Here is a 25,463-nt window from a genome sequence, read left to right as displayed (position 1 = left end):
CGCAGGAACCGAGAAGATCTTAGCCAGGCACAAATGGCGAGCAATTAATTGCCCCTACGCCTTCTCCCCCGCCGCCACCAGCTCCACCACCTCGCCTTTTTTGATCAAGGCATACACCACCCCGGTCAGCAGGCTGCCGGCGACTATCGCCAGCAGGTAGAGCAGCGCGTGATTGATCGCGTTGGGGATCAGCAGCACGAACAGGCCGCCGTGGGGGGCCATCAGTTTGCAGCCGAAGTACATCGACAGCGCGCCGGTCAGGGCACCGCCGGCGATACTGGCCGGAATCACCCGCAGTGGGTCCTTGGCGGCGAAGGGGATCGCCCCTTCGGAGATAAAGCACAGCCCCAGCACACCGGCGGCCTTGCCGGCTTCGCGCTCGCTCTGGGCGAACTTGTGGCGGGCGATCAGGGTGGCGATGGCCATGCCGATCGGCGGCACCATGCCAGCGGCCATCACCGCGGCCATGGGCGCGTAGCTCTGCGACGCCAGCAGGCCGACCGAGAAGGCGTAGGCGGCCTTGTTGATCGGCCCGCCGAGGTCGACGCACATCATGCCGCCCAGCAGCAGGCCGAGCAGGATCGCGTTGGTGCTGCCCATGCTGTCGAGAAAGGTGGTTAGCCCGGCGAGCATACCCGCCACCGGTTTGCCGACCACATAGATCATCACCAGGCCGGTGAACAGGCTGGCCAGCAGCGGGATGATCAGGATCGGCTTGAGTGCCTCGACACTCGCCGGCAACTGCACCCAGCGGGCGATGGCCTTGGCCGCATAACCGGCGAGGAATCCGGCGATGATGCCGCCGATAAAGCCCGCGCCCAGCGAACTGGCGAGCAGGCCGCCGATCATCCCCGGGGCCAGACCGGGACGGTCGGCGATCGAATAGGCGATATAACCGGCCAGCAACGGCACCATCAGCTTGAATGCGCTCTCGCCACCGATCTGCATCAGTGCGGCGGCCAGGCTGCCCTCCTGCTTGAATGCCTCGATGCCGAAGACGAACGACAGGGCGATCAGCAGGCCGCCGGCCACCACCATCGGCAGCATATAGGACACGCCGGTGAGCAGGTGCTTGTAGGGCCCGGCCTGGGCCGGTACGGCCGTCTCGCCGCGGCTCGCGGCGGCCAGCGGCGCGGCTTCGGTCAGGGCGCGCTGCAGGGTCTGGGCCGGTTGTTTGAGGGCCACCCCGGTGCCGCAGCGAAAGACTTTCTTGCCGGCGAAGCGAGCGGTGTCCACCTCGATATCGGCGGCCAGCAGCACCACGTCGGCGGCGGCGATGGCGGCCTCGTCGAGCACGTTGCGCGCACCCACCGAGCCGCGAGTTTCCACCTGCAGCTCATAGCCCAGTTGCGCGGCGGCCTGCTGCAGAGCCTCGGCGGCCATAAAGGTGTGCGCCACCCCGGTCGGGCAGGCGGTGATCGCCACCAGCCGCGGCCGGGCGCTGACGGACGCGTCTGCCGCGTCGGACGCCTGCAGCGGTAAGGCGTCGGCCGCCGCCGCGCGGAGAAAGCCCTCGGGGTCGGCCAGGGCCTCGGCCGGGGTGGATTGCACCAGGCGTTTGCCGACAAAGCGCTGCAGGGGCAGCTCGCCAGTCTTGACCACCACCACCAGCTCGGCGGCGGCAATCTGCGCCTCGCTCAGCGGCGAGCCGATGGCCTTGGGGTCATGCACTTCGACCTGGCTCGACCAGCCCAGGCGCTGGGCAGCGGCTTGCAGCAGACGTGAACAGAGCACGCTGGTGACCATGCCATTGGGGCAGGCGGTGACGATCAGCAGATTCATGATGACAACCTCTTTTATTATTCTTTAATTCAGGGAGGCAACGGTCACGCCGGCTTCCAGGCGCGCCAGTTGTTCCCTGTCGTGAATACCAAAACCGATCTGGGTCACCGCCTGGGCGGCAATGGCCGTGGCCAGGCGCAGGCTGCGTTCGGCCGACCAACCGGCCAGCAGGCCGTGCAGGGTGGCGGCGAGCAGCGAGTCGCCCGCGCCAACCGTGCTGACCACCTCGACCCGCGGCGGCTGCGCCTGCAGTGCGATGTCCGGGCCGAACCAGCTGACACCCTCGGCCCCGCGTGACAGCAACACATGCTCGACGCCCTGCTGACGCAGGCGCAGCGCCGCGGCATGCAATTCGGCCCCGGTCTCGGACGGCAACGCACAGGCCTCGGCCAGCTCCTCCGCATTCGGCTTGATCAGCCAGGGCCCCACCGCCAGGCCGGCGCGCAACGCCGCGCCACTGCTGTCCAGCACCAGCGGCAAGCCCAGGGCCTTGAGCCGGCGCAGCAGGCCAGCGAACCATTCTGGGCTCACCCCCTGGGGCAGACTACCGGCCACCACCACGGCGTCGTGGCCCGCGGCGATCTGCTCCAAGCGTTCGAGCAACTCGGCCTGATGCCGCGCCTCGACCTGCGGGCCCGGGCCGTTGAGGTCGGTTATACGCCCGTCCTGCTCGGCCAGCTTGATATTGCTGCGGGTCTCCCCGGGCACACGGACAAAGGCATCGATAAAGCCGCGCCGGGCGAACAGGGCCTCGAAGGGGCCGGCATTGGCCGCACCGAGAAAGCCGCCAACCGTGACCTTGTGGCCCAGGTCGGCCAGCACCTGGGCCACATTCAGGCCCTTGCCGGCGGCGTGGCTGCTCTGCCCCAGGCTGCGGTTGAGCGCGCCGGGCTGCAGGCTTTGCAGGCGCACGGTCAGGTCCAGCGCAGGGTTCAGGGTCAGGGTCAGGATGCGTGCCATCAGTCGCTCTCCTCCATCAGTGCGCGCACCGCCGCCGCGCTCTCCAGGCCCAGGGCCTGCTGCGCCAATGCCTGGCTGTGGCGGTAATCGAGCTCGCGCACCCGCGCCTTGACCAGGGCGATGCTGCGCGTCGAAACGCTCAGCTCGTCGACCCCCAGGCCCACCAGCAGGGGCACCGCGAGCATGTCGCCGGCCAGTTCGCCGCACACCCCGACCCACTTGCCATGGGCGTGGGCGGCGTCCACCGTCATGCCGATCAGGCGCAGCACCGCCGGGTGCAGACCATCGGCCTGGGCCGACAGGGTCGGATGATCGCGGTCGATGGCCAGGGTGTACTGGGTCAGGTCGTTGGTGCCGATGCTGAAGAAGTCCACCTCGCGGGCCAGCACCGGGGCCAGCAGCGCAGCCGAAGGCACCTCGACCATGATCCCCAGTTGCAGGTCGGCCAGGGGGATTTCCTCGCGCAGACGCAGGGCCATATCCCGCGCCATACGCCACTCCTCGACGCCGTAGACCATGGGAAACATGATCCGCAACGGCCGCCCGGCGGCCGCGCTCAACAGCGCACGCAGCTGGGTTTCGAGCATATCCGGGCGCTGCAGGCTGAGGCGAATGCCGCGCACACCGAGAAAGGGGTTGGTCTCCGCCGGCATCGGCAAGTAGGGCAAGGGTTTGTCGCCGCCGACATCCAGGGTCCGCACCACCAGCGGCCGGCCATCGAGGGCATCGAGCACGCGGCGGTATTCGAGTTCCTGGGCGGCCTGGTCCGGGGCCTGGCTGTGGTCCATAAACACCAGTTCGGTGCGCAGCAGGCCGACACCTTCGCCGCCCGCCTCCACTGCCGCCGCGGCCTCGGCGCTGGCCCCGATATTGGCCGCTACTTCCAGGCGCTGGCCGTCGCGGGTGATCGCCGGCTGCAGGCGTTCGGCATGGGCGCGCTGACGGCGCAGTTCGCCCTGCTCGCGTTGCTGTCGAGCCAGCTCCAGGGTCTGCCCGTCGGGGGCCACGCGCAGCAGACCGTGCTCGCCATCCAGCAGCAGCGGCGTGCCCTGGGCCAGGCTCAGCACCGCCTCGCCTGCCCCCACTACCGCCGGAATGCCCAGGGCCCGGGCGATGATCGCGCTATGGGCGGTGGCACCGCCGCGAGCGGTGAGGATGCCCGCCACGCGCTCGCGGTTGAGGCTGGCGACATCCGAGGGAGCCACCTCGTCCATCACCAGAATATAGGGCTCATCCGGCTCGCGCGGAGCCTCGACGCCGCACAGGCGGGCCAGCACACGCCGACCGATATCGCGCAGGTCGGCGGCACGCTCGGCCAGCAGGGCATCGTGCAGGGCTTCCTGCTGCGCCGCCGCGGCCTCGATCTCGGCATGCCAGGCCGCCTCGGCACTGGCCCCCTGGAGCAGGCGCGCCGCAACATCCTCGGCCAGAGCCGGGTCGCGCAGCATAGCCTGATGGGTGATAAAGATTTCGCGGATATTGGCCTCTGCGCGGGTCTCGACCAGGCGCTGGATATCCTCGTCGACCTGCCCCAGCGCTGCAGTCAGGCGCTCGCGCTCAGCCGCAGCGCCCTGCCCTTGCGCCGGATAGTCGAAACACAGCGGCACTCGCACCAGCGCAGGCCCCATGGCGATCCCCGGCGCGGCGGCAACGCCCTGGATACGCGCCCCGGCAACCGGCGCGAGCAGCTTGGCCACGGCGTTTGCCGGTGGTGCGGCAGCTGCTGCGGCCTGCGCCGGCAAGGGCTCGACACTTTCGCCCAAGCCGGCCTGCACCGCGACCTCAATCGCCGCCAGGGCGTCGCCCGCAATAGCTGGTTCAGCGCTGAACTCCAGGGCCTGGCCGCGGCGGGCCCCGAGGCTCAGCAACTTGCTCAGACTCTTGGCCGAAACCCCGGGGCCGGGCTCGCCGGCCAGGCGCACGCGCACCTCGCCGGTAAAGGCCTGGGCCACCTCGCAGAGAATCTTCGCCGGGCGCGCATGCAGACCATGGGCGTTGGCCAAGGTGATATTCAGCACAGGCCAGTCGGCCGGCACCTCGCCGCCCAGGGCTTCGAGCACGCTGCGGCTCGAGGTCGCCTGGCTGAAGGCCGCGGCGCGCCCCTCGATCAACAGATCGCACAGACGCTCAAGCAACTGACGATGGGCCTCGCCCAGGCTGGCCAGGCAGAACAGACCGCGCAACGGCTGGCCCTGGTACTCGATCGCCTGCGCCGGGGTGACGAAGGCCAGGCCCGGACGCAGCACCGCCTGGTCGCTGTGCAGCCACCACAGGCCATTGCCCAGCGGCAGCGGCTCGCCCTGGGCCAGTTGATTGGCGAACGTCGGTTCGGCGCAGCCGGCTTTTTTCAACAGCCGCGCACCCTGCCAGAGCAGCTCGTCGAAATCCTCGACCGCCAGGCCCAGGCCGATCAGCTGGCTATCCAGCGCCAGCTCCTGGGGTGCGCCCTGCAACAGCGCGACGATCGCATCGGGCTCGCGCGCCTCGCGCAGGGCCTGACTGAGATCGCCCTCGCCCAGGGCTCGGGTCAGCAGTTGCAGCAGATGCAGGTGCTCGTCGGAACGGGCGGCGATGGCAATCGCCAGGTAGACCAGCTGGCCATTGCCCCAGTCCACCCCGTCGGGGAACTGGATCAGGCGCACGCCGGTGCAGTGCACCTGGTCACGGGTTTGTGGCGTGCCATGGGGAATCGCGATGCCCTGGCCCAGGTAGGTCGAACCCTGCGCCTCGCGAGCCTGCATGCCGGCCAGATAGCCGGGGGCGACCAGCCCGCCACTACTCAGCGCCTCGGCCAGCAGCGCCAGCGCCGCCTGTTTGTTCGGGGCGCTATGGCCCATCTGGATTTGAGCGGCATTCAGTTCGAGCATCTTATTGTTCTCCTCTGGCAGGTGAGGCTGGCTGTCGCGGGCGCGTCGTGGATAGTCAGACGCTCCGCCTGCTGAATCGTTTCACCTAATGACTGGCACGTTAACCCATAATCGGCGATCCTTGAAGCCCGGCTGTCAGCGGCAGCCACCACCAGCTCAAGAGTGCCCCTTGAAACTCAGCGATATCGCCCGCCTGGCCCAGGTCTCGGTCACCACCGCCAGCTATGTGATCAACGGTCAGGCCGACAAGCGGCGGATCAGCGCCGCCACCGTGGCGCGGGTGCTGGAAGTGGTCGAGCGTCACGGCTATCGTCCCGACCAGCAGGCCGCCGGGCTGCGCCGCGGACAGAGCCGCTGCCTGGGCTTTATCCTGCCGGACCTGGAAAACCCCAGCTACGCGCGCCTGGCCAAGCTGCTCGAACAGCGCGCCCGCGCCACCGGCTACCAGTTGCTGATTGCCAGCTCCGACGACGACCCGGAGTGCGAGCGCCAGTTGCTCGAACTGTTCCGCTCGCGCCGCTGCGATGCCCTGATAGTCGCCAGCTGCCTGCCCCAGGACGACCCGATCTACCCGCGCCTGGTGGCCGGCGGCGTGCCGGTGATCGCGGTCGACCGCGCCCTCGATCCCGCGCGCATCTGCTCGGTGGTCAGCGACGACCAGCAGGCCGGCAGCCTGCTCACCGCCACGCTGCTCAGCCCACCACCTCGGCATATCGCCCTGATCGGCGCGCGCGGCGAACTGCCGATCAGCCAGGCCCGCGAACGCGGTTTCCGTCAGGCCCTGGACGGCTTCGCCGGACGCATCAGCGTCTGCCATGCCGAGCAGTTCAGCCGCGCCAGCGGTTGCCAGCAGATGCACAGCCTGCTGGGACACCCGGCCGGAGCACCGGATGCCCTGATCACCACAGCCTACGTACTGCTCGAAGGGGTGCTGGATGCCCTGCAGGCGCACAACGCAAAAGACTTCGCCGAGCTGCGCCTGGCCACCTTCGGCGACACCCAACTGCTGGATTTTCTGCCGCTGCGGGTCAACGCCATCTCCCAGCAGCACGAGCGGATTGCCGAACGGGTGCTGACGCTGGCCATCGCCGCCATCGAGCAGAACCACTACCAGCCCGGTATCGAGGCCATCGCGCGCCGGCTCAAGATCCGCCGCACGTTGTAGGAACGGCCGGGCGGCGTATGATTCGCCCATGCGCCTGATCGATACCCATACCCACCTGGATTTCCCCGACTTCGACGCCGACCGCGGCGAACTGCTGGCCCGCAGCCGGGCCCTGGGCGTGGAGCGGCTGGTGGTACTCGGCGTGTATCAGGCCAACTGGCAGCGGCTGTGGGACCTGGTGCAGGGCGATGCCGGCCTGTACGCGGCCTTTGGCCTGCACCCGGTCTATCTGGACAGCCACCAGCCCGCCCACCTCAGCGAACTACGTGATTGGTTGGCAAACTACGCCGGCCATCCGCAGCTGTGCGCCGTGGGCGAGTTCGGCCTGGACTATTTTCTTGAGCAGCTGGACCGCGAGCGCCAGCAGGCTCTGTTCGAAGCCCAGCTCAGGCTGGCCCTGGAATTCGAGCTGCCCGCCCTGCTGCATGTGCGCCGCGCCCATGCGGCGACCATCGCCACCCTGAAGCGCCTAAGGCCCAAGCGCGGCGGCATTATCCACGCCTTCGCCGGCAGCTATGAGGAAGCCCGCGAATACCTCAAGCTCGGTTTCAAACTCGGCCTCGGCGGCGCGCCCACCTGGCCGCAGGCGCTGCGCCTGCGCAAGGTGGTGGCGCAACTGCCGCTGGAAGCCATCGTGCTGGAAACCGACGCCCCTGACATGGCCCCGGCCATGCACCCCAACCAGCGCAACAGCCCGGAATTTCTGCCGGATATCTGTACAGCCCTGGCCGAACTGCGCGGCATCAGCGCAGACGAGTTGGCCAGCGCCAGCAGCCGCAATGCGGCCGAGCTGTTTGGCTGGGAAGACTGAAACCATATCCGAGCTAGCCACAATCCGCAGGGTGTCACTCGCCGCAGGCAGTGCACCGTGCTTCGGCGACGCGGGGTCTAAATCGGCGGATTGTCGCTACGCGCCGATGCCGCCCTACCCTAAGGCGCTACTGGTTTTCGCGGGCACGGCACGCTCCTACAAATGCTGTAGCACAGGCACCGCCAACCGCCGCAAACAACAAGGCCCGCCAAATGGCGGGCCTTGTCGATACTGCGTCAACCCTCAGACGCGGAACGCTCCGATCAACTGTTTCAGGCGCGCAACCAGCCCGGACAGCTCGCGGCTGGCCTGCTCGGTCTGGCTGGCACCCTCGGCGGTGCGTTCGCCGGCCTGGCTGATTTCGACGATATTCTGGTCGATATCCTGCGCCACCGCGGTCTGCTCTTCGGCGGCCGTGGCGATCTGCTGGTTCTGGTCGACGATCATGCCCACCGCGCCGAGGATATTCTCCAGGGCCTGCTGCACCTTACCCGACTCGCTGACGGTGGTGTCGGCCATCTGGTGACTGGCCCCCATCGCCTTCACCGCCGCGCCAACGCCGCCCTGCAGCTTGCTGATCATCGCCTCGATCTGCTCGGTGGATTGCTGGGTGCGTTTGGCCAGGTTGCGCACCTCGTCAGCCACCACGGCAAAACCACGGCCCTGCTCGCCGGCACGCGCCGCCTCGATGGCGGCATTGAGCGCCAGCAGGTTGGTCTGCTCGGCGATGCCCTTGATCACGTCCAGCACCTGGCTGATCGAGGCGCTGTCGCTGGCCAGCTGATTGATCACCGCCACCGACTGGTCGATCTCACCGGCCAGGCGCTGGATGCTGCCGACCTGGGATTCGACCAGGGCGCGGCCGCTAACCGTTTCATCATTCACACTCTGCGCGCTGCCCACCGCTGCGGCGGCGCTGCGCGCCACCTCCTGGGCGGTGGCCGACATCTGATTCATCGCCGTGGCGACCTGCTCGATCTGGCTGCGCTGCCCAGCCACGGCGTGATTGCTCTCGCCCGAGACCTGCTGCACGCGATCAGCCTGGCGCTCGACCTCGACCACGGTCTGGCCGACACGCTCGATCAGCTGATGGATCTTGGCCACGGTTTCATTGAAGACCTGACCCAACTCACCCAGCTCGTCCTGACTCTGGGACTTGAAGCTCACGGTCATATCGCCGGCGGCCACCTGGTCCATCACCAGGCCCAGACTCTTGAGGGTGGCGCGAATCGACACGTAGAAACCGCCATAGAGGTAGACGATCAGCAGGAACACCACGACCAGAGCCGCCACCAGGAAGATCATCTGGCTGCGGTTATCCTGCAGGCGCGCCTGCAACTGTCCGTCGAGGAAAACCAGCACGGCGTCGTTAAGGGCATAGGTCTTGCCCATGGCGCTGCTGATTTCTTCGTAGAACTGCAGCCAGGGGGTGTCGAGGGAATCGGCAATAACCACCTGGTCCTCGAACACCACCGCGCTGCTTTTGAGGCTTTCCAGGCTCTCGGCGGCCAGGCTGGCCAGCGCCGCCCGGGCCTCGGGGCTGCTATTGAGGGATTCCTGCAGGTTCAGGTCATACTCGCCGTGCAGTTTTTCCAGCTCAAGGAGCAGTTCATCGAACTGGGTACTGGCGGATGAATTGAGAAAGCCCTGGCCCAGGGAGTATGCCCCCAGGGCACGCCCCTCGCTCAGGGCACCGCTAACTCTGGGGGTTACCACGGCCACCAGCTCGACCATCTGCCGCACCGCACCTTCGCGGTCCTGACTCAGGCCCGCCTGGCTGGCGACCAGCTTGATAAAGACCTGGGAGCTGCCCAGCAGCTTCTCGGCCAGAGCGATCTTGCCCTGCAGCGAGGTCTCCCGCTGAATCGCCTCCAGCTCGGCGTTCAATTCGTCGCGCTTGGCGTTGAATTCCTCGATCTGCTCGGCGTCATGGGCGACCGGGGCCAGCGCCTGCAAAGTCTGCGTAATCTGGCTCTGCTGCTTGCTCAGGCGACTTTCCAGATCGCCCGCCTGCCCGGACTGGCCGATCATCGCGTTGATTTCGATCAGGTCGACATAGTCTTCCAGGCTGCGGCGCAGGACCATGGCCTCGCCGAGCAGGTCGATGCTTTCCAGTGCCGCCTGGGTGCTGATGAACTGGCGATAGGAATCGCGCACCAGATAGAAGTTGGTGACCAGCATGGGCAGAAAGAACAGGACACTGATCAAACTGAACTTCATGCCGAAGCTGAGGCGATTCATTAGCGCGATGGCCGGATACAGCACGGTCTTCACAGGACGTCTCCAGTTCTAATTATTGTCATGGTGATGGCAAGATCAGCCGCCCCGAATTCCATATGGCGGCCTGTGCGTCCCTTGCAGCTCGGGCTGTAACACTGGGATCAACCGGCAAACACGGGCAGGTCAACGGTGATCCGCATCACAAAATACGCCTGAGCATGCCGCCATATATACCTCTTATCGACTTCAACCTCTGTAACTTAAGGTTAATGCTGCGCGAATCGCTAAAGCCAGGTATTGACCTGAGCGGCACCAAGGCCAAGATCATTACCAACGGAGGATCGTGGCAAGTCACTGGCCTTGATAGCCATCCTAGACGACTCCCGCAAACAGCGGCTGGCGCACGAACCAATCTATTGGTTGTTTGTACGATCAGAACGATAGCCCGGACGGGCTATGCGCGGCAGGACGCCGCACCGCGGCATGCGTCCCGGATTGCGCCGGAGCCTATCCGGGCTACCGAGAGCGGCGCAGGGTGGATGAGGCCCTTCTCATCCACCGCCGCAATCTGGTGGATGGATAAAGCGTCATCCACTCTACGAGATAGCAGGCCCTGTAGATAAATAGAGGGCCACGCTTGAGCTGTAGCCCGAACAAGCGCAGCGCAGTCCGGGATCGCGGTGGATGCTGGCCCCGCTATGCGCGCCAGGTAATGGGCATATTGGCGGCTAGATAAGCAGCGTCCACACGGCAAACAGGGCATACCAGAGCACCGCAGCGCGCACCAGCAGCTGCCATAGCCCGTCCAGACTACTGACCCCCACCTCGCCGATAACCGGCTCGGGGGTTTCGCTGGCGGCTCGCCCGGTGTTGATCACCAGCTGCGCCGCACTGATGTCCCAGCTGAGCAACTCATGCAGCAAGGCGCGGGTCACCGCGGCAAAGTTGCCCACCAGGGCGAAGCTGGCTGCCAATACCCTCACCGGCAGCCAATCGAAGCCATGGCGCACCTGCACCGCACGCTCGCGCAGGGCCGGTTGCTCGGCATGCTCGGCGCTCAGGGCGAGCAACCGATAGGCCAGTGCGGCCAGCGGGCCGAGCAGCGCGTACCAGAAGATCACGGCAAAGAAACTCTGGTAGGCCTGCCACACCAGATAGCCCTGCACACTCTTGAGCAGCGCTCCTTCCTCTTCGACTTCCAGCCCCAGGTCGCGGCGCGCCACCAGATAAGCCGCCTCGGCATCGCCGCGCCGCCAGCTATCGCGGAATGGCCCCAAAGCAGCCTGCAGATCGCCGCGACCCAGGCTGTAAATCACCACCAGCAGGTGCACCGGCAGCGCCAGCCAGCCATAGGCCAGGGGTTTGAGCGCGATCAGAATCAGGGCCAGCACCGCCAGCGGCAGCAGGACCAAAATCGCCAGGGCCAGCCAGGGGCGCGAAGCCCACTCGGCCTTGTGCTCAACCAGGGCCAGCAGCCGCAGCCAGGGGCCGTCCTGTTGAATATTGCTGCGCCAGGCCGAGAACTTCTCGACCCAGAGCACCAGCAGCAGCACCAGAAAACTCATGACCTCTCCTTATTTAGTCAGCAGTGCAGCGCGCAGGCGCGGCCAGTCGAACGCCGGCCCCGGGTCGGTCTTGCGCGCTGGCGCGATATCACTGTGGCCGCAGATACGCTCCACACTGAGCCTCGGATAGCCCTGTTGCAATACACCGATCAGCTCGACCAGAGCCGCATACTGCGCCTCGGCATAGGGCAACTCGTCGGTGCCCTCCAGCTCGATACCGAGGGAAAAGTCGTTACAGTTTTCCCGCCCGGCATAACACGACTGGCCGGCATGCCACGCACGATCATTGCAGGAGACAAACTGGGTGATCGCGCCGTCACGCTCGATAAAGAAATGCGCGGACACCTGCAGAGCAGCGATGGTGGCGAAATAGGGATGTTCGGCCACCGGCAGACGGTTCTGGAAAAACGCCTGGACCATGCCGGTACCGAACTGGCCTGGAGGCAGGCTGATGTTATGCAGCACCAGCAGCGACACTTCGGCCTGCGGGCGCGTATTGAAATTGGGGGACGGGCAGTGACGAATGCCGTGACACCAGCCACTGGCGGAATCCAGTTGCATAAGGGCTCCTTGAACGAGCCACCACTTTAGCAGCCTGCCGAGCCAAACGCTGCCCGCAAGACGCGGCGCAGTCCATTACTCGCCAGAGCAGGCTAGGAGCGCACGGCATCAGGCCATAACCCCGTAGGTGCGCCGTGCGCACCAGCCCTCCCACGCCGCAAGCGCTGTACACGGCGCATTCCCGTCTGCCCCTGCAAACTAGCGCCTCAGGTGTTCTTCAATCGGCGCAGATTGCCGATCACCGATTCCAGGGCCCGGTCGAATAGCAAGGCATCGTCGAGCAAGCGGATCGCGCCGCGGCGGAATTCGACCGCCAGGCCCATACGGGTCTTTTCCAGTACCTTCATGCCGGTGCGGTTGACGAACACATACTTGCCGGTCGGCTTGATCACCGCTGCCAGCTTGCAGCGCAACTTGTGTTCTTCGTCTTCCTGAAACTCGACCCAACTGCCAACCCGCAGACTATCCACCTGCAGCAGCGTCTCATCGTCGTCCGGCAGGCTCACCTCCGGCTCGGTCAAACGACTCTCACCCGGGACCAGCAGTACTATTTCCTCAACCACAGCGACCATTGCCGGCTCGTCGCCGGCCGCTTCCGGCGGCAACTCCAGCAGCGGCATGTCCTGCTCGGCCAGGGCGTCATCGACGGCCGGCGCTTCGACCTGCACGTCGGCCGGCAGTGCCCGCTTGAAACGCTGAAAGGCCTGCACATGCAGGGCCTCCAGCTGGTTGAAGAAGTCCCCGGTGGAGAACGGGTCGAAGGCCGCGCTGGCCATGCCCTCACGCAGCGCCTTGAGCAGGCCCGGCACCACTTCCAGCAGGCGCATGCGCGCCTCCGGGTCATCGTGCGGCTCAACGCTCCAGACCAGCTCATCCATGGTCGCCAGGGCCGCCTGCCATTCGGCGGACGCGACGCCATGCTTGAGGCAGGTGAGCATCAGCACCTTGCTCCAGGCCTCTTGCAGCAAACGCACCACCACCTCGGGCAGGGTCTTGCCGAGCAGCCGCTCATTCAGCGCCTGCTCCACCTCGCGGCGAGCCAGCGCTGCCTTGGCACTGCCCTCCTCGGCGTCGCGGGTACGTTGCTCCAGCAGCTGGCTGCGGCGGCGCTCATCACCGGTAAAGGCCAGGAAGTCAGAGAGCAGCTCGGAGAAGATCGCCGGGTCGTCGACGAAGTCATTCAACAGACGCTGCACCACCTGCTCGATCTTCTGATACAGGCTATCGCGCTGGGTATCGTCCTGATCACCCCAGCCCAGGGCGGCGGAGGCGATCTCGTTGAGCAGCCGCCGCGCCGGGTGGCTACCACGGCTGAAGAAGGTCTTGTCGATCACCGCGACTTTCAGCATGGGGATCTGCAAACGCGCGATCAGGGCCTTGAGCGAATCCGGCAGGGTGCGGTCATCGAGAATAAATTCGAAGAGCATCGACACCAGGTTGATGACATCCTCATCCACCTCGCCTACCACACGGGTCTTGCCGGTCTTGACGCTGGCTCGCACCAGCAGGCTTTCAAGCTGCTCGCGCAGGTCGAAGTCGTCACTCGCCTGCGTCGGTACGCCTTGCTGCATATGCGACAGCAAGCGCATCAGGTCATTGCTGGAAATCGGCCGGGCATCGGCAGGCCGGTTGCGCGAAGGCACCACGGTACCCCGGGCTTGCGACAGCAACTCCTGCAGCGCACCGAAGACCTCCTTGACCCCCTCGTCCGCATAACCGTCGCTGGCCCGCCCGTAAGACTCGTCCACCGCGCTACCGGCCGCAGCAGTGGACCGCGAAGGATTGCGCTGTTGCGCCGCCGGAGCCGACTTCAACTCAGGCAACACGCCCGCCGCGACCAGGGCCTGGTTGGCCTCGGCATACAGCTGATCGAGGTCCGCCAGAACGTACTTTTCGAACAGTTTGAGAATGATCAGCTTGACCTTGATCTCCACCCCGAGACTGCTGCAGGCATCGAGGAAGAACTCGCAGAGCAGTTTGGGTCCGACGGGGTTGGTCTTGTCGTCCAGCTTCTTGCTGACCATCGCATTCAGGCGCGTGGTCAGATGGCTCAAGGCAACGCCATCCTGATTCATGACCTTGCCCACCATGGCCTCCAGCGCCACGGCCTCTTCCAGCTCGTCGTTCTGCACCAGGGACAGGCTGTCGAACGAAACGGCCTCCAGCGGGGCCGCTCGGCCGACTTCGTACTGATTGAGGGTGGCGAAGGCATCCAAGACCTTGTGCAGAAAGCCGCGCTCGATATTTTTGCGCTTCAGGCGCAAGTCCCGCATGGTCTCGAAAAACGCGTTCTGCTCGGTATTGCTGGTGGCGCGATCGGCCATTTCGAACAGCGTATCGTCGGCATTGTCGAAGAGCGACTGCAGCGCCTTGCGCAGCTGCTGCGCTGCTTTGTCACGCACATTGGTTAGCGCCACGGGCAGTCTTCCTACCGGCGAGGTGGACGATTGCTCAGCGGCCACTTTATTAAGGTGCACCACTTTCGCGTCAGTTTTCATTGCGAGTCTCCTGCAGGCGACCCCTCTTGGGTGAACATGCCTGCACAGCGATCAACTGAGCGTCATCCTTAACGTCAAAGCCCTGGCGTCAATATTTACGTCAACAAGTAAAGGCATTATAGGGATGCGCCCACGCATACCAAGCCAACATTTCCTCCAGACATGACCCAAGTCACAGATGCAACGCCGCAGCCTCCCAACGGTCACCTACGCACGACCACCACCCGGTTGACGCCACCCAGCCGGCCACCCAAGGCAACACTCATCCAGATAGCATAGCCCCATAAAAATTGACGACCATTACCGCTGGTAGGGACAAAATCGGCAATCGCACTGCACGGGCGCGCCCCAATCCCTATAATCGGCGCACTCAGCCAATGGAGCCCGCCATGCCCAACCTCACTCTCGACGACCTCAGCAGCGAAATCGAGGCCAATGCGCGCCGCGCCCTGGCAGAAGACATCGGCAGCGGCGACATAACCGCACAACTGATTCCCGCCGAGCGCCTGGCTCAGGCCACCATCATCACCCGTGAAGCCGCCGTGATTGCCGGCACCGCCTGGGTCGACGCGGTATTCCGCCAGCTCGACCCGCGCGTCGCCGTGCACTGGCAGGTACGCGACGGCGAACGGGTCAGCGCCAATCAAGCCCTGTTTCACCTGGAAGGCCCGGCCCGCGCCCTGCTCAGTGGCGAACGCAGCGCCCTGAACTTCCTCCAGACCCTCTCCGCCGTGGCCACCCGCTGCCAGCATCATGCCGACCTGGTGCAAGGCACCGCCGTCAAGTTGCTCGACACCCGCAAAACCCTGCCCGGCCTGCGCCTGGCGCAGAAATACGCAGTGACCTGCGGCGGCTGCCACAACCACCGCATCGGCCTGTTTGATGCCTTCCTTATAAAGGAAAACCACATCGCCGCCTGCGGAGGCATCGCCGCCGCCGTACAAGCCGCCCACAGCATCGCCCCCGGCAAGCCGGTAGAAGTCGAAGTGGAAAGCCTGACGGAACTGCAGGAAGCGCTTGAAGCAGGGGCCGATATCATCATGCTCGATGAGCTGAGCCTGGACGAGATGCGCCAGGCCGTAGCCATAACCGCCGGCCGTGCCAAACTGGAAGCCTCCGGCGGCATCAACGACAGCACCCTGCGCGCAGTGGCCGAAACCGGCGTGGACTATATCTCCATCGGCACCCTGACCAAGGACATCAAGGCGGTGGACTTGTCGATGCGATTGAGCCTGTAAACTGCGCTGGGCCAGCGCACTGCGCCCTACCCCCTCCCACTTAAGGGAGAGGGCTGAGGATTGGGTGAGCCCCCACACAAATAAGGTCAGCCCAAAAGGCACCTGCACAGGCACTCAGATAGCAAGCACCGGATGAACCCGAAGGCACAAAACACAAAGCCCTGTCTCGTGCGGTAATGCTGTTCACTTAAGCATTTGAGCCCAGGCGGTGCTTCACCGAAAATCCGATGCCAGATCTCCTGGCATCGGATTTTTTATGTCTCTCTGATAGAAATTGCTCGATTTAGGCGAACTGCTCAACTTCTCCGATCTGAGCACCTTCACCCAAAACATTCCGATCGAGTGGGCGGCATCCGCGCTGGACCTGTCTGCCCAGGCCACCATAAGTCCTCGGCGGCTACCCTGCGACCAGATACTCCGGCTGGTGCTTGGCATGGCTTTGTTCCGGGGCGAGCCGATCCATGAGGCCGCTCGGCACCTGAACATCTGCGCCCAGGGCCTGGCCCCTCACGATCTATTGGCTAGGAACGGAGTAACTGAGGCCCGCAAACGGCAGGGTGCCGATCCGGTTGAATGGCTGTTCCGCAAGACAGGTAACCAATGGGACCGCGAGCGCTATGACGACGATACTTGGCAAGGCTTGCAGGTAATGGCTGCGGATGGTGCGTTCCTGCACACCCCAGCCCCCCCCCTGAACTCCGAGAGCATTTCGGCTCAGGCAATACCTCCACAGACAACCAGAGACCGTTTCCTATGCTACGACTGGTGGCCTTGATGAACGTGCGCCCACATCTGATTCTGGATGCCTAGCTGAGCCCATACCGACGCAGTGAAATGCGCCTGGCCGATGAATTTTTGCAGCAGATTCCCAACCATTCGGTGACGCTGTTCGATAAGAACTTTTGGAGTGCCGATTTACTGCTGAGCCTAGCCACAGGAGGGAAAAACCCACCGGCACTGGCTGATACCAGCCCGCAAGGCACTGGTCAGCGAAGAGGTCGCTCGCTACGGCAATGGGGGTGATCGAGTGCTGCATATGAAGGTGTCGGCTCAGGCCAGAAAGCGTAATCCCAGTCAGCCAACGCACTGGGACGGGCGCGAAGGTAAAGGGCAAGGTCAAAATAGTAATCACCTCGCCGTCAGCAGATACTTACAGCGCCAAAGTCATCGCCAAGCTGTATCGGAACGTGGGTAGTCCAGAGCTTACTCGAAAGTGTCCACGCTAACGGGGTAGAACCCAATCGAACTACGACCTTCGCGTTACAAGTGCGCTGTTCTACCGACTGAGCCACAGCGGCTTAACATTGATATTTCAACAAAGCCTGTCAAACAAGACAAGCAAGTCAAAGCTGCAAGGCATAGTGATGTCGCCGCTGACGGGCATAGCGCTCGATGCTATGGTACGAGATCCAAGCCAACAGATAAGACAGCGTCGCACCAAACAGAAAAACGCCATACCAAGGCATATCCTGCTCAAGCAAGCATTTCATTATCGGATAATGAAACAAGTACAAGCCGTAGGACAACTTGCCCAGATGTACCGCCAATGGATGCCCGAGAGCCTGAGCCGCCCCCTGCATAACAGAGGCAATCAGGAGTACGGCAGCCAACTCCGCCAATGGAATGAAAAAAATCAGATGCGTCTCACTGGATCTAGGCAAGAAGACCGCGAAAACTAACGCCATGAGCGCAAGCGCTGCAACCCAGCGCCCTACCGAAAGCCCCCCTACAGCAAGAGCAGCACCCAAAATAAGTCCTGTGCTGTGCATGTCTGGGCGGTAATAAGCCACCCCTGACGTATCCCCCAACTGCACATACAGGAACCGCCAAGCGGTCATCAGCATAAATAGAATCAACAGCACAACACCGAGGTGCCCTTGGCAGCGCCGCCAAAGCACAATCATGAAAAGCGGCCAAATCAGATAAAACTGCTCCTCCAGCCCCAGCGACCAGCCATGCATCAACTTTTCAGGAAAAGAGCCGGCAATCGCAGCAATATTGCCTATATAAAGAAGCAAGGCCACGACATCTCGAACGTGAAATGGGTACTCAGGCCAAGCATAAGGTGCGAACACGCAATAAAGCGCCAACATCAACAGCAATGGCGGCATCAACCTCCACAAACGGCGCAAATAGAACACTCGCAAGCGAACTCCGCCTGACAGCTGAATTTCAGCCAACAACAACCGAGTAATCAAGTAGCCACTTAACACCAGAAAGAGATCGACCCCAACATTGCCACCCGGCAACCCCGGCATGTCTGCATGAAAAAGCATGACCAGAACAATTGCCAGCGCCCGCAACCCATCCAGCCCCGGAGTATAAGGTATAGAACTCACTCGTTTACCGACTCGCCAACCACGGTATCGAACAGCTCTTCGAGTGAGCTTTGCGGATGCACATTGAGCACCACTCCGGGCAACGCATCAATGCGCTGCAACACCTGAGATAATTCGCCGCGCGGCAGGACTGCCTTCCAAACCTGACCAGCATCCGGCTCAAATCCCGGCAAGCCCTGCGGCCCCAAATATCGCACAACCATCCCCCCTTGGCTGGCAAGCAATTCCGCCACCCCCTGCCTAGCACGCACACGCCCTCGATCAATCATCACAAAATGATCAGCCAATCGCTCTACGTCATGCAGGATATGTGTGCAGAAAAATAAGGTTCCGCCGCCCTGCCGATACTCTTGCATCAAATCAGCCACTTGGCGTCGCCCCACAGGGTCCAAGCCAGACATAGGCTCATCGAGCACCAACAACTGCGGTTCTATGGCAAAGGCATGCGCCAATGCCGTGCGCTGAGTCATGCCCTTGGAAAGGTTGCGAATACGTTTGTCAGCCGCATAGGCGATCCCCAGCTTCTCCAGCCAACGCTCAGTGCGCAGGCTATTCTCGGCACCATGCACACCATGCAGGCGCAAGCCACTACTCACGACCTCGCGCGGCGTCAACTGCTCATAGAGATAAGGATTTTCCGGGACATAACCAACCCCCTGACGCGACCTCGGATCCTCAGCACTGCGCCCCATCAGCAGCGCCTGGCCAGTGTCTGCACGTAGTGCGCCGAAAAGAACCTTGATCGTGGTGCTCTTCCCCGCGCCATTCTGACCGATGAAACCGACCGACTGCCCAAGCGCCACATCAAAGCTGACGTCGTCGAGCGCCTTGATCGCCTTACCCTTGATCTTGAATGCCTTTTGCAGGCCCTTAACTTCTATTGCCTTCATTGAGATTTCCGACTCGCAACATGATCGACCAGCTGCGGCACGCCAGCCGCATCCAGTACGTAACCGAGCATCAGAGGATCCTGCGGCAGCTGTGCAAGACCGGCATAACCAACCACGTCCCCTAAGCTAGCAGGCGGTTTTCCTTGCTCAGCCTGATAGGCCTGCTGAGCCTTGCGCAGCGCACGCAAGCCCTCAAGGCGCTGCATGCGCGCCTCTAGCAGGTACCGAAAATTATCATCCCTACTCTGCTCGTGCATGGCTTTGAGAATACTGAGCGCGAACACGGGATCATCACCGCGCTCATACCACTTGGCCGCCATGTCGCGAAGAGCCGCTGCATTGGAGGGATGGCGCTGGGCGGCGAGCTCCGCCCACTCTCCCGCCTGAATCATGTCATGCTCAAAATACATGGCATTGAAGGCATAGAAGAACGGCGGCCACATATCCCAGTCGCGGGCAAATGTGGCCTGCTTTAGCACATACTGAGCAGCATCAACCTGTCCGTTCCACGGCAGAATCGCCGCACCAACATAGTAATTATCTTCATGCCAGGGATTAAGCCATGCCGCGTCGGCCTGCAATTGTGCCTGGACCCGATAGGTTTCCGGCTCCGTCACCCTGGCATCCACCATCAGCCCACGAAAGACATTGATGTTTGCCGCCAGAAAAGCATCCCCACCGGAGTAAGCGATCTGAATCGGCAGCGGCAACCGCACCCGGAGCAACTCGGTCTGCCGCCCCATCCGCTCGGCGTCGCGCAACGCCTGGTTGGCACCTGAAAAAACCAACCACGCCAACAGCGCAAAAGTCAATGATCGCCAGATCATGTGAAGTCACGCCGACCAAAAATGGCACTGGCCAAGCCCAGCAACAGGCCGATATAGCCGAGCGCACTAAGCGTCGCCAGGCCAGAAGTACCCCAATCAACCGGCAGGTCATACAACGCTATCGGCCGCCAATCCAAACGGGAAAGGTCAGGCAGCCAGAGAAAAGCGTATTCGAGCACAGGACCGAACAGAGAGCTATGGAGCGCACTGGACCGCTCACCGCGCATCAGGTAATCAAGCGTCGGCCCCAAGCCCCGCGCAGCCATGCCAAAACAAAGCCCCAGAATCAATGGCAGGAAGGGCGTGGTGGACAAGCTGGCAATACAGAGGGCAAACGCCGTCACCACCAGGGCATCCAGCCAGATACCCAGCAGCACCAAAAGGTACTTGTGCCCCATGGCCACCGGCGTGACCTGCACATAACCACTGCTGACCTGCATGCTTAACCAAAGTAGCCCTCCGGTCAGCGCCAACGCCACCAGAGCCAACAGCGCGACGCTAAGGAAGCGCGAGAGCAGGTAGTGGGTACGCGTCACCGGATAGGCGAGCATGAAGTACACCGTCTTGCGTTCAATATCGCGTGCAAACAAGTCCTGCACCCACAGCAGCGCCACCACCAACAACACCAGCCGCAGACCGGTCAACCCCACATCCAGAGCCACACTGCTGGGCTGCCGGCCGGAAAAGCCAGAGCCCAGCATACTCGCCACCAGCACCAGCAACGCCAGCGGCAACAGCACCCGCAGGCCCACTCCGCGCCAGCCCACTTGCAGCCCAAGTCGTATCAACTCAAACATACATACCTACTTTCACGAAAAAAAAAGGCAGGCCCGCAGGCCTGCCTTTATCAGCCGGAGCCAATTACAATGCGCGGTTACAAGCATTGTCAGTGGTCAGGCTTACTGAGCCAGTCACAACCAGCGAAGCACCAAGATTTGTGACGGTCTTAGCTACTGGCTGGCCGCACTGAGCAACGCTACCCCCCACCGAAGAGCCGGTGAACACGTTATAACCCTTATTCGAACCGGCGATCACCGACATGCGGTTGGTACTGCCGCTATCGACCAGACCGGCGATTACGTTGGCCGACAACACCGCCTCAAATGCACTCTTAACAAAACCGGCGCGAGCAGCAACCGGCGCAAGGGCATAGGCACGAGGCACGTTAAGGGTAGTATCGGTTGCAGCACCGATTGCGTTGTAACCATCAGCCAACTGAACAGCCACTGCAGTAGTGGTGGTCCCTGCAAAGGCGCTGGATGCGAAGGCAAAACTGGAAAGCAGAATAGCCGCAGAAAGCTTTTTCATATCGAAGCTCCTTTCAATTAGTTAGAGTTGGCGATGCCGCCAGTCAGAAGATTGCGCGCATCCGACTGCGCGGACTTGTCATAGCCCTTGGCCTGATATTCCTGAAACTGCGGAATGGCAATGGCAGCGAGAATGCCGATAATCGCTACCACGATCATCAGTTCGATCAGGGTAAAACCCTTTTGATTTTTCTTGGACATACGGATGGTCTCCTGTTTGCGCGTTTGACGTGGCTTCTGCCTCGTGTGCATTACAGCTAACAAAAGCCATGCCAACACTTGAAAGCGCTGCTCTAAAGGGCCCGCACCGGGCCGCACCCGACAGACCAGTACCCAACCTGCCTGAAAGCGACAATTTTCGTCACCTGCAACAGGCACAGTGGCAGCTGCTACGCTTCTCGGTTATAAGTTGCCCCACTTCCCATATAACTATTCGCGTGGCATTCGATGACTGACGCCCCCATTTTGACCGGCCTGGCACGCCAACTGGTGCTCGCCGAACTTATCGACGAAAAAACCGCAGCCAAGGCCGCCCAACAGGCGCAGCGCAATCAGATTCCGCTGGTTACCTATCTGGTGCAGAACAAGCTGGTTAACAGCCGCACCCTGGCAGCCCAGGCGGCCGAGCAATTCGGCGTACCGCACCTGGACCTCGCCGCACTGGACCGCGAACAGCAGCCCAAGGACATCATCAGCGAGAAACTGGCCCGCCAGCATCGCGCCATCCCACTCTGGCGACGCGGCAACAAGCTGTTTCTCGGCATCTCCGATCCGACCCTGCAGCAAGCGGTCACGGATATCCAGTTCAGCACCGGCCTGAACACCGAAATGGTCATAGTCGAAGACGACAAGCTCGACGCCGCCATCGACCAGTACTTCGACAATGGCAGCAAAGCCATGGCTGGCCTCGGTGATATCGATCTGGAAGGCGGCCTGGAGTTTGAGAGCGAGGGCGACAGCAAGGACGATGGTGCCCCCGGCAATGATGCCGACGATGCTCCGGTGGTGCGCTTCGTCAACAAGATGCTGCTGGATGCGATCAAGGGCGGCTCCTCGGACCTGCACTTCGAACCCTACGAGAAGACCTACCGGGTGCGTTTCCGTACCGACGGCATCCTACTGGAAATCGCCCGCCCGCCCATCCAGTTGGCACCACGCATCTCCGCACGCCTGAAGGTGATGGCCGGGCTGGATATTTCCGAGCGGCGCAAGCCGCAGGATGGCCGCATCAAAATGCGCATTTCCAAGACCAAGTCCATTGACTTCCGGGTCAGCACCTGCCCCACCTTGTGGGGCGAGAAGATCGTGATGCGGATTCTCGACGCCACCAGCGCGCAGATGGGCATCGACGCCCTGGGCTATGAGCCCGCGCAGAAAGACTTGTATATGGCCGCCCTCAAGCAACCCCAGGGCATGATTCTGGTGACCGGCCCGACCGGCTCGGGCAAGACCGTTTCCCTATATACCGGCCTGAATATCCTCAACACCGTGGACGTGAATATCTCCACGGCCGAAGACCCGGTAGAGATCAACCTAGAAGGCATCAACCAGGTCAACGTCAACCCCAAACAGGGCATGGACTTTACCGCCGCGCTTAAAGCCTTCCTGCGCCAGGACCCGGACATCATCATGGTCGGTGAAATCCGCGACCTGGACACAGCCTCCATCGCGGTCAAGGCCGCGCAAACCGGGCATATGGTGATGTCCACCCTGCACACCAACAGCGCAGCGGAAACCCTGACCCGCCTACGCAATATGGGCGTGCCATCGTTCAACATCGCCACCTCGGTCAACCTGATTATTGCCCAGCGCCTTGCCCGCAAGCTGTGCAACAGCTGCAAGAAAGAAGTGAAGATTCCGCGCGAGGCCCTAATCGAGGAAGGCTTCCCGGAAGATCAGATCGGTCACTTCAAGATTTATGGCCCCGTGGGCTGTGAAAACTGCAATGGTGGCTATAAAGGCCGTGTCGGTATTTATGAAGTGGTTAAAAACACGCCGGCCCTGCAACGGATTATCATGGAAGAAGGCAACTCCATTGATATCTCGATCCAGATGCGCAAAGACGGCTTCAATGACCTAAGGACCTCGGCACTGCTGAAGGCCATGCAAGGCGTGACCAGCCTCGAAGAAGTGAACCGAGTGACTAAGGACTAATTCATGGCGAACAAAGCGCTGCAGGCCAGTACCTTCCAGTGGGAAGGGAAAGACAAGAAAGGCAACACGCTCAAAGGCGAAGTCAGCGGCACCTCGGCCGCACTGGTCAAGGCGCAACTACGGGCGCAGGGGATCGCAGCCAACAAGGTCAAGAAAAAGCCGAAGTCATTATTCGGGGGCAGTGGCAAGAAAATCCAGCCCATGGACATTGCCTTGTTCACTCGGCAGATGGCGACCATGATGGGGGCAGGCGTGCCTCTGCTGCAGTCGTTCGACATTATCGGTGAGGGTTTTGAAAACCCTAACATGCGCACACTGATAGGCAACGTCAAACAGGAAGTGGCAGGCGGTAACAGCCTGGCCAACTCCTTGCGCAAGTTCCCCACCCATTTTGATGACCTGTACTGCAACCTGGTGGATGCCGGCGAGCAATCCGGTGCTCTGGAGCTGTTGCTGGAACGTATCGCCACCTACAAGGAAAAAACCGAAGCGCTGAAGGCCAAGATCAAGAAGGCAATGACCTACCCGATAGCAGTAATTGTCGTGGCCGTTATCGTGACCGCGATTCTGCTAATCAAGGTAGTGCCGACCTTCCAGGGTGTTTTCGCCGGTTTCGGTGCGGAGCTGCCAGCCTTTACCCAGATGGTCATCAATATGTCCGAATATCTTCAGGCATGGTGGTTTTTGATTCTCGGGGTCATGTTTGCCTTTGCTTTTGCCTTCAAGACGGCCCATAAGAAAAGCGAAAAGTTTCGTGATGCCATGGACCGTACGGTACTGAAGCTGCCGATAGTCGGGGATATTCTTTACAAGGCCACGGTAGCCCGCTTTGGCCGCACCCTGGCCACCACCTTCGCCGCCGGTGTGCCACTGGTCGAGGCGCTAGACTCCGTTGCCGGGGCGACCGGCAACGTGGTGTTCCGCAACGCAGTCAACAGAATCAAGCAAGACGTTTCCAGCGGCATGCAATTGAACTTTGCCATGCGCAATACCGCCATCTTCCCAGCCATGGCGGTGCAAATGGCGGCCATTGGCGAGGAGTCCGGTGCCTTGGATGTGATGCTAGACAAGGTGGCGTCTTACTATGAAGCGGAAGTCGATAACGCCGTCGACAACCTGACTACACTGTTGGAGCCCTTGATCATGTCAGTGCTCGGCGTCCTGGTTGGCGGTCTGATCATTGCCATGTACCTGCCTATCTTCAGTCTGGGCGGTGTGGTCGGCTAATGGAGGCATTAGACTTTCTGGCCAGCCATGTGCTGGCCTTTGTTTTATGCGCACTGCTGATCGGCTTATTGATCGGCAGTTTCCTTAACGTAGTGGTCTATCGCCTGCCGCTGATGATGCAGCGCGACTGGCGCGAGCAGGCTCGCGAAGTGCTGGAGTTGCCGGCGGAGGCTCGTGGGGCAACCTTCAATCTGGTGCTGCCCAACTCGAAATGCCCGCAGTGCGGCCACGAGATTAAGCCTTGGGAAAATATCCCGGTGCTCAGCTATCTGTTTCTGCGCGGCAAATGCTCCAGCTGCAAGACGCCGATCAGCAAGCGCTACCCCCTGGTCGAACTGACCTGCGGCCTGCTTTCGGCCTATATCGCCTGGCACTTCGGCTTTACCTGGCAGACCGGCGGCATGTTGCTGCTGACCTGGGGATTGCTGGCGATGAGCCTGATCGACGCCGATCATCAGCTGCTGCCGGATGCTCTGGTGCTGCCGCTGCTGTGGCTGGGCTTAATCCTCAACCACTTCGGCCTGTTTACCAGCCTGGAAGACGCGCTCTGGGGCGCGGTGGCCGGCTATCTGAGCCTGTGGTCGGTGTACTGGCTGTTCAAGCTGATCACCGGCAAGGAAGGCATGGGTTATGGCGACTTCAAACTGCTGGCCATGCTCGGAGCCTGGGGCGGATGGCAGGTGCTGCCGCTGACCATCCTGCTGTCCTCTCTGGTCGGTGCGGTGCTCGGGCTGATCATGCTGCGCCTGCGCAACGCAGAAACCAGCACCCCGATCCCCTTCGGCCCTTATCTGGCCATAGCCGGCTGGATCGCCCTGCTCTGGGGAGAGCAGATCACCAGTGGCTATCTGCAGATTGCCGGGTTTCGCTAGCACCGCTGGCACCGAAGGCTTGTCGTAGGGTGCGCCGTGCGCACCATCCCTCCCGTTGCCCCTAATGCAGACCATGGAGGCCGCGTGATACCGCACGGCCTGCCCGCAACAGGCAAACGGCCATGCGGTTCGCCATCCCCCGACCGGGTGCTCTACAATCCGCGTTCTTCTACGGCATAA

Annotated in this window: 19 protein-coding genes and 2 pseudogenes; 7 read left to right on the top strand and 14 right to left on the bottom strand. The window is 62.4% G+C overall.

Going from position 1 to position 25,463, the window contains the following annotated elements:
- Window positions 1-54: 54 nt before the first annotated feature.
- The 3 genes from WMW70_RS03115 to ptsP are packed head-to-tail and all read right to left on the bottom strand — an operon-like array spanning window position 55 to window position 5,609.
- The gene (locus WMW70_RS03115) at window positions 55-1,782 is read right to left on the bottom strand and encodes a fructose-specific PTS transporter subunit EIIC (protein ID WP_341436042.1); all 1,728 of its coding nucleotides are present in this window, start codon (window positions 1,780-1,782) and stop codon (window positions 55-57) included.
- A gap of 24 nt (window positions 1,783-1,806) precedes the next feature.
- On the bottom strand, window positions 1,807-2,742 hold the full coding sequence (gene pfkB / locus WMW70_RS03110) for a 1-phosphofructokinase (protein WP_341436041.1): 936 nt from the start codon (window positions 2,740-2,742) through the stop codon (window positions 1,807-1,809).
- Window positions 2,742-5,609 (bottom strand): phosphoenolpyruvate--protein phosphotransferase, encoded by a 2,868-nt coding sequence (ptsP, locus tag WMW70_RS03105; RefSeq protein WP_341436040.1) that lies wholly within the window; start codon window positions 5,607-5,609, stop codon window positions 2,742-2,744. Before ptsP ends, pfkB begins: the two co-directional genes overlap by 1 nt.
- Before the next feature lie 169 nt (window positions 5,610-5,778).
- Here ptsP and cra point away from each other — a divergent pair, with 169 nt between their 5' ends.
- Together cra and WMW70_RS03095 are read left to right on the top strand one after the other, a co-directional pair.
- Window positions 5,779-6,774 (top strand): catabolite repressor/activator, encoded by a 996-nt coding sequence (gene cra / locus WMW70_RS03100; protein ID WP_341436039.1) that lies wholly within the window; start codon window positions 5,779-5,781, stop codon window positions 6,772-6,774.
- Window positions 6,775-6,802: 28 nt separating this feature from the next.
- A complete protein-coding gene (locus WMW70_RS03095; protein WP_341436038.1) occupies window positions 6,803-7,585 on the top strand; it encodes a TatD family hydrolase in 783 nt (260 codons plus the stop codon).
- Between the two features lie 243 nt (window positions 7,586-7,828).
- On the opposite strand, the gene WMW70_RS22020 is transcribed toward WMW70_RS03095, so the two are convergent.
- From WMW70_RS22020 to WMW70_RS03075, 5 genes and pseudogenes are all read right to left on the bottom strand, one after another.
- Complete coding sequence (locus WMW70_RS22020; RefSeq protein WP_445942104.1) at window positions 7,829-8,533, bottom strand: methyl-accepting chemotaxis protein; 705 nt, start codon at window positions 8,531-8,533, stop codon at window positions 7,829-7,831.
- 150 nt (window positions 8,534-8,683) lie between these two features.
- A pseudogene (locus WMW70_RS22015) lies at window positions 8,684-8,890 on the bottom strand (HAMP domain-containing protein); the annotation flags it as partial.
- 1,643 nt (window positions 8,891-10,533) lie between these two features.
- On the bottom strand, window positions 10,534-11,370 hold the full coding sequence (ampE, locus tag WMW70_RS03085) for a regulatory signaling modulator protein AmpE (RefSeq protein ID WP_341436036.1): 837 nt from the start codon (window positions 11,368-11,370) through the stop codon (window positions 10,534-10,536).
- A 9-nt stretch (window positions 11,371-11,379) separates the two neighbouring features.
- Complete coding sequence (gene ampD / locus WMW70_RS03080) at window positions 11,380-11,931, bottom strand: 1,6-anhydro-N-acetylmuramyl-L-alanine amidase AmpD (RefSeq protein WP_341436035.1); 552 nt, start codon at window positions 11,929-11,931, stop codon at window positions 11,380-11,382.
- Window positions 11,932-12,137: 206 nt separating this feature from the next.
- Window positions 12,138-14,429 (bottom strand): DUF1631 domain-containing protein, encoded by a 2,292-nt coding sequence (locus WMW70_RS03075; RefSeq protein ID WP_341436034.1) that lies wholly within the window; start codon window positions 14,427-14,429, stop codon window positions 12,138-12,140.
- Window positions 14,430-14,818: 389 nt separating this feature from the next.
- On the opposite strand from WMW70_RS03075, the gene nadC reads away from it, so the two are divergent.
- Together nadC and WMW70_RS03065 are read left to right on the top strand one after the other, a co-directional pair.
- Window positions 14,819-15,667, top strand: coding sequence for a carboxylating nicotinate-nucleotide diphosphorylase (nadC, locus tag WMW70_RS03070; protein ID WP_341436033.1), 849 nt, complete (start codon window positions 14,819-14,821; stop codon window positions 15,665-15,667).
- A gap of 274 nt (window positions 15,668-15,941) precedes the next feature.
- Window positions 15,942-16,848: pseudogene (locus WMW70_RS03065) on the top strand (IS4 family transposase); the annotation flags it as partial.
- Window positions 16,849-17,010: 162 nt separating this feature from the next.
- On the opposite strand, the gene WMW70_RS03060 reads toward WMW70_RS03065, so the two are convergent.
- The 6 genes from WMW70_RS03060 to WMW70_RS03035 all read right to left on the bottom strand — a co-directional run bounded on the left by WMW70_RS03060 (window position 17,011) and on the right by WMW70_RS03035 (window position 21,231).
- Window positions 17,011-18,006 (bottom strand): acyltransferase family protein, encoded by a 996-nt coding sequence (locus tag WMW70_RS03060; RefSeq protein ID WP_341436032.1) that lies wholly within the window; start codon window positions 18,004-18,006, stop codon window positions 17,011-17,013.
- Window positions 18,003-18,896 carry an ABC transporter ATP-binding protein gene (locus WMW70_RS03055; protein ID WP_341436031.1) on the bottom strand — a complete coding sequence of 298 codons (894 nt, stop codon included), beginning with the start codon at window positions 18,894-18,896 and terminating at the stop codon, window positions 18,003-18,005. Before WMW70_RS03055 ends, WMW70_RS03060 begins: the two co-directional genes overlap by 4 nt.
- Window positions 18,893-19,723 (bottom strand): hypothetical protein, encoded by an 831-nt coding sequence (locus tag WMW70_RS03050; protein WP_341436030.1) that lies wholly within the window; start codon window positions 19,721-19,723, stop codon window positions 18,893-18,895. The genes WMW70_RS03055 and WMW70_RS03050 overlap by 4 nt, the downstream gene beginning before the upstream one ends.
- Window positions 19,720-20,520 carry an ABC transporter permease gene (locus WMW70_RS03045; protein WP_341436029.1) on the bottom strand — a complete coding sequence of 267 codons (801 nt, stop codon included), beginning with the start codon at window positions 20,518-20,520 and terminating at the stop codon, window positions 19,720-19,722. Before WMW70_RS03045 ends, WMW70_RS03050 begins: the two co-directional genes overlap by 4 nt.
- A gap of 64 nt (window positions 20,521-20,584) precedes the next feature.
- Window positions 20,585-21,031 carry a hypothetical protein gene (locus WMW70_RS03040; protein WP_341436028.1) on the bottom strand — a complete coding sequence of 149 codons (447 nt, stop codon included), beginning with the start codon at window positions 21,029-21,031 and terminating at the stop codon, window positions 20,585-20,587.
- A 17-nt stretch (window positions 21,032-21,048) separates the two neighbouring features.
- Window positions 21,049-21,231: a type IV pilin protein gene (locus WMW70_RS03035; protein WP_341436027.1), complete on the bottom strand. Its 183-nt coding sequence runs from the start codon at window positions 21,229-21,231 to the stop codon at window positions 21,049-21,051.
- A 246-nt stretch (window positions 21,232-21,477) separates the two neighbouring features.
- On the opposite strand from WMW70_RS03035, the gene pilB reads away from it, so the two are divergent.
- The 3 genes from pilB to WMW70_RS03020 are packed head-to-tail and all read left to right on the top strand — an operon-like array spanning window position 21,478 to window position 25,283.
- Window positions 21,478-23,184 (top strand): type IV-A pilus assembly ATPase PilB, encoded by a 1,707-nt coding sequence (pilB, locus tag WMW70_RS03030; protein ID WP_341436026.1) that lies wholly within the window; start codon window positions 21,478-21,480, stop codon window positions 23,182-23,184.
- A 3-nt stretch (window positions 23,185-23,187) separates the two neighbouring features.
- A complete protein-coding gene (locus WMW70_RS03025; protein ID WP_341436025.1) occupies window positions 23,188-24,411 on the top strand; it encodes a type II secretion system F family protein in 1,224 nt (407 codons plus the stop codon).
- Window positions 24,411-25,283 carry a prepilin peptidase gene (locus WMW70_RS03020; RefSeq protein WP_341436024.1) on the top strand — a complete coding sequence of 291 codons (873 nt, stop codon included), beginning with the start codon at window positions 24,411-24,413 and terminating at the stop codon, window positions 25,281-25,283. Before WMW70_RS03025 ends, WMW70_RS03020 begins: the two co-directional genes overlap by 1 nt.
- Window positions 25,284-25,463 lie beyond the last annotated feature (180 nt).

Origin of the sequence: Pseudomonas sp. XK-1 (assembly GCF_038069885.1) — a bacterium.
In the GTDB taxonomy this organism is placed as follows: Bacteria; Pseudomonadota; Gammaproteobacteria; order Pseudomonadales; family Pseudomonadaceae; genus Aquipseudomonas.
This window is presented reverse-complemented; position numbering and strand designations above follow the sequence as displayed.

Bases quoted from the DNA above. Each gene is read 5' to 3' on its own strand.
- WMW70_RS03040 (WP_341436028.1), bottom strand. From the start codon at position 21,031: ATGAAAAAGCTTTCTGCGGCTATTCTGCTTTCCAGTTTTGCCTTCGCA.
- ptsP (WP_341436040.1), bottom strand. From the start codon at position 5,609: ATGCTCGAACTGAATGCCGCTCAAATCCAGATGGGCCATAGCGCCCCG.
- WMW70_RS03055 (WP_341436031.1), bottom strand. From the start codon at position 18,896: ATGAAGGCAATAGAAGTTAAGGGCCTGCAAAAGGCATTCAAGATCAAG.
- WMW70_RS22020 (WP_445942104.1), bottom strand. From the start codon at position 8,533: ATGTCGGCCACCGCCCAGGAGGTGGCGCGCAGCGCCGCCGCAGCGGTG.
- nadC (WP_341436033.1), top strand. From the start codon at position 14,819: ATGCCCAACCTCACTCTCGACGACCTCAGCAGCGAAATCGAGGCCAAT.
- WMW70_RS03035 (WP_341436027.1), bottom strand. From the start codon at position 21,231: ATGTCCAAGAAAAATCAAAAGGGTTTTACCCTGATCGAACTGATGATC.
- ampE (WP_341436036.1), bottom strand. From the start codon at position 11,370: ATGAGTTTTCTGGTGCTGCTGCTGGTGCTCTGGGTCGAGAAGTTCTCG.
- WMW70_RS03075 (WP_341436034.1), bottom strand. From the start codon at position 14,429: ATGAAAACTGACGCGAAAGTGGTGCACCTTAATAAAGTGGCCGCTGAG.
- WMW70_RS03095 (WP_341436038.1), top strand. From the start codon at position 6,803: ATGCGCCTGATCGATACCCATACCCACCTGGATTTCCCCGACTTCGAC.
- WMW70_RS03045 (WP_341436029.1), bottom strand. From the start codon at position 20,520: ATGTTTGAGTTGATACGACTTGGGCTGCAAGTGGGCTGGCGCGGAGTG.
- pfkB (WP_341436041.1), bottom strand. From the start codon at position 2,742: ATGGCACGCATCCTGACCCTGACCCTGAACCCTGCGCTGGACCTGACC.
- pilB (WP_341436026.1), top strand. From the start codon at position 21,478: ATGACTGACGCCCCCATTTTGACCGGCCTGGCACGCCAACTGGTGCTC.
- WMW70_RS03025 (WP_341436025.1), top strand. From the start codon at position 23,188: ATGGCGAACAAAGCGCTGCAGGCCAGTACCTTCCAGTGGGAAGGGAAA.
- WMW70_RS03020 (WP_341436024.1), top strand. From the start codon at position 24,411: ATGGAGGCATTAGACTTTCTGGCCAGCCATGTGCTGGCCTTTGTTTTA.
- WMW70_RS03050 (WP_341436030.1), bottom strand. From the start codon at position 19,723: ATGATCTGGCGATCATTGACTTTTGCGCTGTTGGCGTGGTTGGTTTTT.
- WMW70_RS03115 (WP_341436042.1), bottom strand. From the start codon at position 1,782: ATGAATCTGCTGATCGTCACCGCCTGCCCCAATGGCATGGTCACCAGC.
- ampD (WP_341436035.1), bottom strand. From the start codon at position 11,931: ATGCAACTGGATTCCGCCAGTGGCTGGTGTCACGGCATTCGTCACTGC.